Annotated in this window: 1 pseudogene; it reads right to left on the bottom strand. The window is 57.7% G+C overall.

The features are described from left to right. A pseudogene (locus tag GCN74_RS29080) lies at nt 1-407 on the bottom strand (IS3 family transposase); the annotation flags it as partial.

The following is a 407-nucleotide window of genomic DNA, read 5'->3' on the forward strand; positions in this document are numbered from 1 at the left end:
ACGATCTTGCGCGAATACGCATCCGTTACCAAGCTGACATAGACGAATTTGCCGGCGGTCGGCAGATAGGTAATGTCGGCTACCCAGACTTGCTCCGGCCGCGTAGCGAGCACTTGTTCCGGTCCTGCTTTCAGTAAATTGGGATGGCGCCGGAACCGGTGATGACTGTTCGTGGTCTTATGATAGGCCCGCTGCGGCTGCACCAGCAACCGCTCCCGCCGCAAGATATCGAAGAGTCCGTCGCGTCCCACCTTGATATGCGCCTGGGAAAATGCGTCATCTAGCATGCTGTGCAACTTGCGCGTCCCCACGCGAGGCTGGCGCAAACGTATCGATTGCACCAGTTTGATGACCGCTTGTGTCCGGACCTGACATTGCCGTTCGCGCTGATGGCGCTGGTAATATGC

The organism is Janthinobacterium sp. FT14W, assembly GCF_009208755.1.
GTDB lineage: Bacteria > Pseudomonadota > Gammaproteobacteria > Burkholderiales > Burkholderiaceae_D > Janthinobacterium > Janthinobacterium violaceinigrum.